This is a genomic window from Pectobacterium sp. CHL-2024 (assembly GCF_044751765.1).
Classification (GTDB): Bacteria; Pseudomonadota; Gammaproteobacteria; order Enterobacterales; family Enterobacteriaceae; genus Pectobacterium; species Pectobacterium brasiliense.
In genome coordinates this window covers 1-9,116 of sequence record NZ_JBIXKO010000033.1, presented here as the reverse complement: position 1 = coordinate 9,116, position 9,116 = coordinate 1, and the positions used below count along the sequence as shown (strand labels likewise).

Below are 9,116 nucleotides of genomic sequence, written 5' to 3'. Positions count from 1 at the left end.
GAAACAGCAAAAGTATGACGAGAATTACGCTACAGCAGCTTGACGCTCAAGACGGTAGCTGTACGCTCGGATTGCGCAGATATGAATCTCATCCCTGAGATTCACCCTTGCAGGGCCGTCGCAAGCGACGTTCAAAAACGTTCCTGACGTTTTTGTCCCTGGCGCAAACGCTTTACTCTTCTATTCCGTTACTCCCGTTTTCATTCGGTGTCAGCCGCTTTCGTTCCTTTGCATGAGATATTACGCTTTCGGGGCCGTCATTTGCTGCGCCATGACCCGCATATCGTGGCCGGTTGGGATTTGATGAATGCGGAGATCGAACTCCGGTAAGATCGCAAAGATATGGTCGAAAATATCAGACTGAATGCTTTCGTAATCGACCCAGGCGGTTGTGTTGGTAAACGCATAAATCTCCAGCGGTACCCCTTCTGACGTTGGCGCAAGCTGCCGCACCATCAACGTCATCCCTTTATGAATACCCGGATGCGTGCGCAGATAAACCTGAAGGTAGGCGCGGAACGTGCCTAAATTCGTCAAACGACGGCCGTTCAGCGGTGATGTCAGGTCGGAGTCGGACTGGGCATTATGCTGATCCAGTTCACTCTTCTTATTCTGAATATAAGGCGACAGCAGCTTGCTGCGCAGTAAGCGCGCCTGTTCGTCTTCCGTCATAAAATGCACGCTGGTGGTATCGATATTGATACTACGCTTGATGCGCCTGCCCCCAGATTCGGACATCGAACGCCAGTTCTTAAAAGAATCGGAGACTAACGCGTAGGTGGGAATGGTGGTGACGGTATTGTCCCAGTTTCTCACTTTTACCGTCGTCAGCCCGATATCGATAACGGCCCCGTCAGCGCCGTATTTCGGCATTTCGAGCCAGTCTCCCAGCGTTAACATGTCATTGGCGGAGAGTTGGATGCCCGCGACCAATCCCATAATCGGATCTTTGAACACCAACATCAGGACGGCGGCCATTGCGCCTAACCCACTGATTAGAATCAGCGGCGATTTCCCGATGAGTAGTGACACCACCATAATACTGATGACAATAGTGGCGATCAGTTTCAGGCTCTGGAAGATACCGCGCAGCGGCAGCTGGCTGGCGACTTTGGTGCGGGCGGAAACGTTGAGCAGAACATCGAGGAGCGAGAACAAGGACAGCAGCGCAAAAACCATGATCCACACCTGGGAACAGATGATTAGCGCTTCACGGGTTTCACTCTGCGAGGGAAGCCACACAAAGACCTGAATATTCAGGATCACCCCTTGTAGCAAGAAGGCCAGCCGGTTAAATAAGTTGTGTTGCGTCAGCGCCTGCTTCCACCCGTGTCCCTCGGTTTTTCCCGGCTTATTGAGTGAGCGCAGTACCATTCTTTTCAGCACAACCTGATGAAAAATCAGGTGGATGACGGCAGAAATGAGCAATATCAGCCCAAGAACAATCAGTAACGCAATGAGGCTAGCGTGTTGTATTCCAGCTTCTCTCAGCCATAGCGCGAGATTTTGTTGCATGCGTTCTCCTTTTATTCCAGTGAATCTGTCGTGCATGAACACGATGTGGCTTTAAGGCTAAGGATTTAGCGCCCCTAGTCAACCTTTTGTATTATTTAAGATATCGCACGGAAGAGACGGTGAGAGGTGAAGAAGAACAGAGGGATAAATTGCGGGCAAAGAAAAAGCCAGTCGCATCGCGACTGGCTTGGCCATCATATTGCCATGTCGGCAGGATGAGGAATTACAGCTTGTCTGCGTTCTCAGACAGGTATTTTGCTACGCCGTCTGGTGACGCGCCCATACCGGATTTCCCTTTTTCCCACTGCGCCGGGCATACTTCGCCGTGCTCTTCGTGGAATTGCAGGGCATCAACGGTACGCAGCATTTCATCGATGTTACGACCCAGCGGCAGATCGTTCACCACCTGGTGACGAACTACGCCGTTTTTGTCGATCAGGAAAGAACCACGCAGTGCAACACCGACTTCTGGGTGCTCAATGCCGTAGGCCTTCTGGATTTCGCGCTTGATGTCAGCAACCATCGCGTATTGCACTTCGCCGATGCCGCCTTTGTCCACAGGGGTTTTACGCCATGCGTTGTGAACAAACTCGGAGTCGAAGGAAACGCCAACCACTTCTACACCGCGTTTCTTGAACTCGGCATAGCGGTGATCGAAAGCAATCAGCTCTGACGGACAAACGAAGGTGAAGTCCATCGGCCAGAAGAAGATCACGGCAGCTTTACCGTTGATGTGCTTCTTCAGGTTGAAATTTTCGACGATTTCGCCACTGCCTAAAACGGCAGCTGCGGTGAAGTCTGGGGCTTGACGAGTTACCAGGACCATAATTACTCCTGTAGATAGCGGTTAATGATCGGATGATATAAAAAACAGCGAGTAGTATAGGGACTCTGCCTAAGTGAATACAGGCAAAGAGACCAATCAATGAGATAGCTTCTGTCTATTGAACTCATCGCTATTTCCTTTCAAGGGGCTAGATTAACCCTTTTGATGGAAAGGACAATACCCGTCATACTTCAAGCTGCTTGTGCGTTGGCTACTCTTACTCACCCCAGTCACTTACTTGAGTAAGCTCCTGGGGATTCGTGCGCTTGCCGCCTTCATGCAACTCGAATTATTTAGGGTATACGTTACGTAGAAAAATGGAAACGTTGCGATCTTTCTTACAGCTGCTGCGCTTTCGCTAATTGCATCATCCGTGGATAAAACTGCCAGAAGAGTGTTTCAAATTGGTGATAGTGCTGCTCGATATCCTGAAAAGAGCCGGACAGTGCAGCCAGTTTCGGACGGCGTACCGACATTCTGTGTAGCACATCGGCGATAAACGGCAGCTCTGCGTAACGGGTCATCCAGCGTTCCGGCCACAGATAGCGATTCAGGTTCTGAAAGCGTTCCGGCGTTTGCGCCAGATGCGGCTCGATTTGTGATTGCGCGCTGTCGATAAAGGCTTGCAAGGGCGTGTCCGGCACCAGCTGTAGCCAGTGACGCGCAAGATAGTGATCCCACAGCACATCCAACGTAATCGGCGAAACGCGGCGGAATTCATCGCTGAAATACTGACGCGCCTGTTTGACTTCCGGCAGGCTGTCGGTCAGCGAATCAACGCGACGATGCAGACGAATACCCGCGACGATCTCGTCAGCGTAGCTGTCCTGCGGGTTGCCGCGCACGAAATCCGCCATCAGATTACCTAATAGGGAGCTGTCGGCCAGCGTGGCCAGGTGGAGGTGGGCAAGAAAATTCATCGTGACAGTATATACCTTTTCTATTGGATATCATGCATTCCACGACTCAGGTGCTTATTTCTTGCAGCCATGCGCTTGCGGCTCTAGACTAGACCGCCCATTTTTAATGTATTACAGCTAAGTGAATTGCCATGCGTGTTACCGATTTTTCGTTTGAACTTCCTGAATCATTGATTGCCCATTATCCACAAGCAGAACGCAGTGGGTGCCGCCTGCTATCGCTGGACGGGCCGACGGGAAATCTGACGCACGGCGTGTTTACCGATTTGCTGGATAAACTGAATCCCGGCGATCTGCTGGTATTCAACAATACGCGCGTGATTCCTGCTCGTCTGTTTGGCCGTAAAGCCAGCGGCGGCAAACTGGAAGTACTGGTCGAGCGTGTGCTGGATGACCATCGGGTACTCGCGCACGTTCGGGCGTCAAAAGCGCCAAAACCGGGTACGGAACTGCTGCTGGGCGATGACGAAAGCGTCAAGGCCACGATGACCGCTCGCCACGATGCGCTATTTGAGCTGCATTTCGATGATGCTCGCGATGTTCTGTCGATCCTGAATGATATCGGCCACATGCCGTTACCACCGTATATCGACAGGCCGGATGAGGATGCCGACCGTGAGCTTTATCAGACGGTGTATAGCCAACGTCCAGGCGCCGTAGCGGCACCGACGGCGGGCTTGCACTTTGATGAACCGATGTTGGCCGCGCTTCGTGAGAAAGGCATCGACATGGCGTTCGTTACGCTGCATGTCGGGGCGGGGACTTTCCAGCCTGTACGCGTCGATACGATTGAAGATCACATCATGCACGCCGAATATGCCGAAGTACCGCAGGACGTCGTTGATGCTGTTCTGGCGTGCAAAGCGCGGGGAAATCGTGTGATCGCCGTTGGTACTACCTCAGTACGTTCACTGGAAAGTGCCGCGCAGGCCAGCCAGAACGCGGCGATCGAACCGTTCTTCGGCGATACCAAAATTTTCATCTATCCGGGCTATCACTACCGCATTATCGATGCGCTGGTGACCAATTTCCATTTACCCGAATCGACGTTAATCATGCTGGTGTCGGCCTTTGCCGGTTACCAGAACACGATGTCTGCCTACCGCCAGGCGGTGGCAGAGCAATATCGTTTTTTCAGCTACGGTGATGCGATGTTTATTACGCACAATCCGATGGCCGAACAGGAAAACGTGGGCTAAACCCACTTTCCACATAATAGGAACGCCACAGACCACGCTCTGTCAGGCGTTAATACATCATTACCATCAGACTGTTTTTCTGATGCCGGAGGCTAAGTGAAGTACGAATTACAAACAACGGACGGCCGTGCGCGACGCGGTAGATTGATTTTTGAACGTGGCGTAGTGGAAACCCCGGCTTTTATGCCCGTGGGGACGTACGGCACGGTGAAAGGCATGACGCCGGAAGAAGTGAAAGAGACCGGCGCACAGATTCTGCTCGGCAATACATTCCATTTGTGGCTGCGTCCTGGTCAGGAAATCATGAAGCTGCATGGCGATCTACACGACTTCATGAACTGGCACGGCCCGATTCTGACGGACTCCGGCGGTTTTCAGGTGTTCAGCCTCGGCGATATTCGCAAGATTACCGAACAGGGCGTGCATTTCCGTAACCCGATCAACGGGGACTCGATTTTCCTTAGCCCGGAAAAATCGATGGAGATTCAGCACGATCTCGGTTCCGACATCGTCATGATCTTTGATGAGTGTACGCCGTACCCTGCCGATTGGGATTACGCCAAGCGCTCTATGGAGATGTCACTGCGCTGGGCAAAACGCAGCCGTCAGCGTTTTGATGAGCTGGAGAATAAAAATGCGCTGTTCGGTATTATTCAGGGAAGTGTTTACGAAGATTTACGTGATGTATCCGTAAAAGGGCTGGTAGACATTGGCTTTGATGGGTACGCTGTGGGCGGTTTGGCTGTAGGTGAGCCGAAAGAAGACATGCACCGTATTCTGGAGCACGTTTGCCCGCAGATTCCAGAAGATAAACCGCGCTACTTGATGGGCGTTGGCAAGCCGGAAGATTTAGTCGAAGGTGTCCGCCGCGGTGTCGATATGTTTGACTGTGTCATGCCAACGCGCAACGCACGTAACGGGCATCTCTTCGTGACTGATGGCGTAGTGAAAATCCGTAATGCGAAGCATAAAGATGATGTCAGCTCGCTGGATGAACACTGTGATTGCTACACGTGTCGCAATTATAGCCGCGCCTACTTGCATCATCTTGACCGTTGCAACGAAATACTCGGAGCACGACTCAATACCATTCATAACTTGCGTTATTATCAGCGTTTAATGGCAGGTTTACGTCAGGCCATTGAAGAGGGTAAATTAGAGCACTTTGTGGTGGATTTTTACCAACGCATAGGCAAACCGGTTCCGCCGCTTGCTGAAAAAGACGTTGCCGCAAGCAGCTGATAGTCCGTTTGCTATGCATTGTATCTTGTTATGAATTGTATTTTGTTGTGAAGCGTTTTTACGATTATAAGGTTGATAACTTATCTTTTTGATAGCTTATCTTTTGACAAAAAAGAGGATATTTAAATGAGTCTTTTCATCTCCGATGCTGTAGCTGCAACCGGCGCTCCGGCTCAGGGAAGCCCGTACTCTCTGGTTATTATGCTGGCCGTTTTTGGTCTGATTTTCTACTTTATGATCCTGCGTCCTCAGCAAAAACGCGCCAAGGAACACAAAAAGTTAATGGATTCTATCGGCAAGGGCGATGAAGTCTTAACGACCGGTGGTCTGGTTGGTCGCGTAACCAAAGTGTCCGAAACTGGCTATATTGCGATTGCGTTGAACGAGACCAATGAAGTGGTTATCAAACGTGATTTCGTGGCTGCCGTGCTGCCGAAGGGCACGATTAAGGCCCTGTAATTTCCGATTTTCCCGAAGGGAACTGCCGTGTTAAATCGTTATCCTTTGTGGAAGTACCTGATGCTGGTCGTGGTGTTGTTTGTCGGCCTGCTCTACGCACTTCCTAACCTATATGGTGAGGATCCGGCGGTACAAGTTACTGGCGCGCGGGGAACCGCCGCCAGCGAAACGACGCTGATCCAAGTCCAGAATGTTTTAAAAGAACAGAACATTACCAGTAAGTCGATTGCATTGGAAAACGGTGCAATTCTGGCTCGCTTCTCTAACCCTGATGTTCAGCTCCGTGCGCGTGAAGCGCTCGTTAATGAGCTGGGCGAAAAGTTCGTCGTTGCACTTAACCTGGCACCTGCTACGCCAACCTGGCTGCGGTTGTTGGGCGCTGAACCGATGAAACTGGGGCTTGACCTGCGCGGCGGCGTTCACTTCCTGATGGAAGTGGATATGGATACGGCGCTGGGTAAACTACAAGAACAAACCATGGACTCTTTGCGCAGCGATCTGCGTGAGAAGAACATTCCTTATGCCTCCGTGCGTAAAATTGATAATTACGGTGTCGAAATTCGTTTCCGTGATGCTCAAACGCGTGATGAGGGCATCAACTATCTGACGACTCGTCACCGTAATCTGGTTCTCAGCAGCAGCGGCAGCAACCTGCTACGCGCAGTGATGTCTGACGAACGTCTGCGTGAAGCACGTGAATACGCCGTACAGCAGAACATCAATATCCTGCGTAACCGTGTGAACCAACTGGGTGTTGCTGAGCCTCTGGTACAGCGTCAGGGTGCCGATCGCATCGTCGTTGAGTTACCGGGTATTCAGGACACGGCGCGCGCGAAAGAAATTCTTGGTGCAACCGCTACGCTGGAATTCCGTCTGGTTAACAGTAATGCTGATGCAACTGCAGCGGCGAACGGCCGTGTGCCGGGCGACTCTGAAGTGAAGAACATGCGTGACGGCTCACCTGTGGTGTTGTTCAAGCGTGTGATTCTGACGGGCGACCATATTACCGATTCGACATCGAGTACGGATGAATACAACCAGCCTCAGGTGAATATTTCTCTGGACAGCGCGGGTGGCAACACCATGTCCAACTTCACCAAAGACAGTATCGGTAAGCTGATGGCGACGCTCTTTGTGGAATACAAAGACAGCGGCAAGAAAGATGCGACTGGCCGTTCGATATTGGAAAAACACGAAGAAGTGATCAACGTAGCGACGATTCAGTCGCGGTTGGGTAACAGCTTCCGTATTACCGGCATTGATAACCCGAACGAAGCGCGTCAGCTTTCTCTGCTGTTGCGTGCGGGTGCGCTGATTGCGCCGATCCAGATTGTTGAAGAACGTACCATTGGACCAACGCTGGGGATGCAAAACATCACTCAGGGGCTGGAAGCCTGTTTGTGGGGCTTGATCGCATCGATCCTCTTTATGGTCTTCTTCTACAAGAAGTTTGGTGTCATCGCGACCAGTGCACTGGTTGCTAACCTGGTGCTGATTGTCGGCGTGATGTCGCTGCTGCCAGGGGCGACGCTGACCATGCCGGGTATCGCGGGTATCGTGCTTACGCTGGCGGTTGCAGTCGATGCTAACGTACTCATTAACGAACGTATCAAAGAAGAACTCAGTAATGGTCGCTCCGTGCAACAGGCCATTCATGAGGGCTACAAAGGTGCATTCAGTTCGATTGTTGATGCGAACGTCACGACGTTGATTAAAGTCATCATCCTGTATGCGGTTGGTACCGGTTCTATCAAAGGGTTTGCTATCACGACTGCGATTGGGATTGCGACCTCAATGTTTACGGCGATCGTCGGTACTCGTGCCATCGTTAACCTGCTTTACGGCGGTAAACGTATCAACAAGCTGTCTATCTAGGAGTGCGTTGTGGCACAGGAACAGGAATACAACATTGAACAACTCAATCATGGGCGTAAAGTCCATGATTTCATGCGCTGGGACACATTGGCATTTGTCATTTCCGGTCTGCTGATTATCGCTTCTATCGCGATTATGGGTGTACGTGGTTTCAACTGGGGACTCGATTTTACCGGTGGTACGGTCATTGAGATTAACCTTGAGAAACCGATCGATCTCGATGTCCTGCGTAGTTCATTAGAGACCTCTGGATTTTCAGAGCCGCAGGTGCAGAATTTCGGTAGCAGCCGTGACGTAATGGTACGTATGCCACCCGTTTCTGGCAGCGAGAACGAAGCGCTCGGTAACAAAGTGTTGAAGGTGGTGAACGATACCTTCCAGCAGCATGCGACGGTGAAACGTATTGAGTTTGTCGGGCCGAGCGTGGGGAGTGATTTGGCACAGGCGGGCGCATTGGCGCTGCTGTCTGCGTTGATTGCTATCCTTATTTATATCGGTTTTCGTTTTGAATGGCGTCTGGCGATGAGTGCCGTACTGGCTTTGGCGCACGATGCGATCATCACGATGGGTCTGCTGTCTCTGTTCTCTATTGAGATTGACCTAACGATCATTGCGTCGCTGATGTCGGTAATTGGTTATTCACTTAACGATAAGATCGTGGTATCTGACCGTATTCGTGAGAACTTCCGCAAGGTTCGTCGTGGCACACCTTACGAGATTACCAACATCTCTCTGACACAGACGTTGCATCGTACCATCATCACATCGGCGACCACGCTGGCGATGATTGTGATTCTCATGGTCTTCGGTGGTGCATTGTTGCATGGCTTCTCGTTGACGATGTTTATCGGTGTGATCATCGGTACGATCTCTTCTATCTACGTTTCTTCCGCTCTGGCGCTGAAACTGGGTATGAAGCGCGAACACCTGATCGTTCAGAAAGTGGAAAAAGAAGGGGCGGACCAACCGTCTATCCTGCCTTAATCTCCTGACTGTAAACATAAAAAAACCCGCGTTGCGCTGAGGGATCCCCACAAATCAGCGCTAATAAACCAACACCATATTTCGGTAGGTTTTGGC

Annotated in this window: 8 protein-coding genes; 5 read left to right on the top strand and 3 right to left on the bottom strand. The window is 51.2% G+C overall.

Annotated features, from left to right (window positions below):
- Window positions 1-240 precede the first annotated feature (240 nt).
- The 3 genes from ACIPUG_RS21250 to ACIPUG_RS21240 form a co-directional block, all read right to left on the bottom strand.
- Complete coding sequence (locus ACIPUG_RS21250; protein WP_039466883.1) at window positions 241-1,515, bottom strand: mechanosensitive ion channel family protein; 1,275 nt, start codon at window positions 1,513-1,515, stop codon at window positions 241-243.
- Window positions 1,516-1,738: 223 nt separating this feature from the next.
- The gene (locus ACIPUG_RS21245; RefSeq protein WP_400340088.1) at window positions 1,739-2,341 is read right to left on the bottom strand and encodes a peroxiredoxin C; all 603 of its coding nucleotides are present in this window, start codon (window positions 2,339-2,341) and stop codon (window positions 1,739-1,741) included.
- A gap of 338 nt (window positions 2,342-2,679) precedes the next feature.
- A complete protein-coding gene (locus tag ACIPUG_RS21240; RefSeq protein ID WP_014914509.1) occupies window positions 2,680-3,261 on the bottom strand; it encodes an ACP phosphodiesterase in 582 nt (193 codons plus the stop codon).
- A 131-nt stretch (window positions 3,262-3,392) separates the two neighbouring features.
- Between ACIPUG_RS21240 and queA the strand changes: the two genes are divergently transcribed.
- From queA to secF, 5 genes are all read left to right on the top strand, one after another.
- Entirely contained in the window at window positions 3,393-4,460 is a 1,068-nt protein-coding gene (gene queA / locus ACIPUG_RS21235) for a tRNA preQ1(34) S-adenosylmethionine ribosyltransferase-isomerase QueA (protein ID WP_010281822.1), read from the top strand.
- A 96-nt stretch (window positions 4,461-4,556) separates the two neighbouring features.
- Window positions 4,557-5,702, top strand: coding sequence for a tRNA guanosine(34) transglycosylase Tgt (gene tgt / locus ACIPUG_RS21230; RefSeq protein ID WP_010282031.1), 1,146 nt, complete (start codon window positions 4,557-4,559; stop codon window positions 5,700-5,702).
- 126 nt (window positions 5,703-5,828) lie between these two features.
- Window positions 5,829-6,161: a preprotein translocase subunit YajC gene (yajC, locus tag ACIPUG_RS21225; protein ID WP_010282033.1), complete on the top strand. Its 333-nt coding sequence runs from the start codon at window positions 5,829-5,831 to the stop codon at window positions 6,159-6,161.
- Between the two features lie 27 nt (window positions 6,162-6,188).
- The gene (gene secD / locus ACIPUG_RS21220; protein WP_071822569.1) at window positions 6,189-8,036 is read left to right on the top strand and encodes a protein translocase subunit SecD; all 1,848 of its coding nucleotides are present in this window, start codon (window positions 6,189-6,191) and stop codon (window positions 8,034-8,036) included.
- A 72-nt stretch (window positions 8,037-8,108) separates the two neighbouring features.
- Window positions 8,109-9,020 (top strand): protein translocase subunit SecF, encoded by a 912-nt coding sequence (gene secF, locus ACIPUG_RS21215; RefSeq protein ID WP_051906119.1) that lies wholly within the window; start codon window positions 8,109-8,111, stop codon window positions 9,018-9,020.
- The last annotated feature ends 96 nt before the right edge of the window (window positions 9,021-9,116 follow it).

Coding starts and splice junctions, on each gene's coding strand:
- ACIPUG_RS21250 (WP_039466883.1), bottom strand. CDS start 1,515: ATGCAACAAAATCTCGCGCTATGGCTGAGAGAAGCTGGAATACAACAC.
- ACIPUG_RS21245 (WP_400340088.1), bottom strand. CDS start 2,341: ATGGTCCTGGTAACTCGTCAAGCCCCAGACTTCACCGCAGCTGCCGTT.
- ACIPUG_RS21240 (WP_014914509.1), bottom strand. CDS start 3,261: ATGAATTTTCTTGCCCACCTCCACCTGGCCACGCTGGCCGACAGCTCC.
- queA (WP_010281822.1), top strand. CDS start 3,393: ATGCGTGTTACCGATTTTTCGTTTGAACTTCCTGAATCATTGATTGCC.
- yajC (WP_010282033.1), top strand. CDS start 5,829: ATGAGTCTTTTCATCTCCGATGCTGTAGCTGCAACCGGCGCTCCGGCT.
- secF (WP_051906119.1), top strand. CDS start 8,109: ATGCGCTGGGACACATTGGCATTTGTCATTTCCGGTCTGCTGATTATC.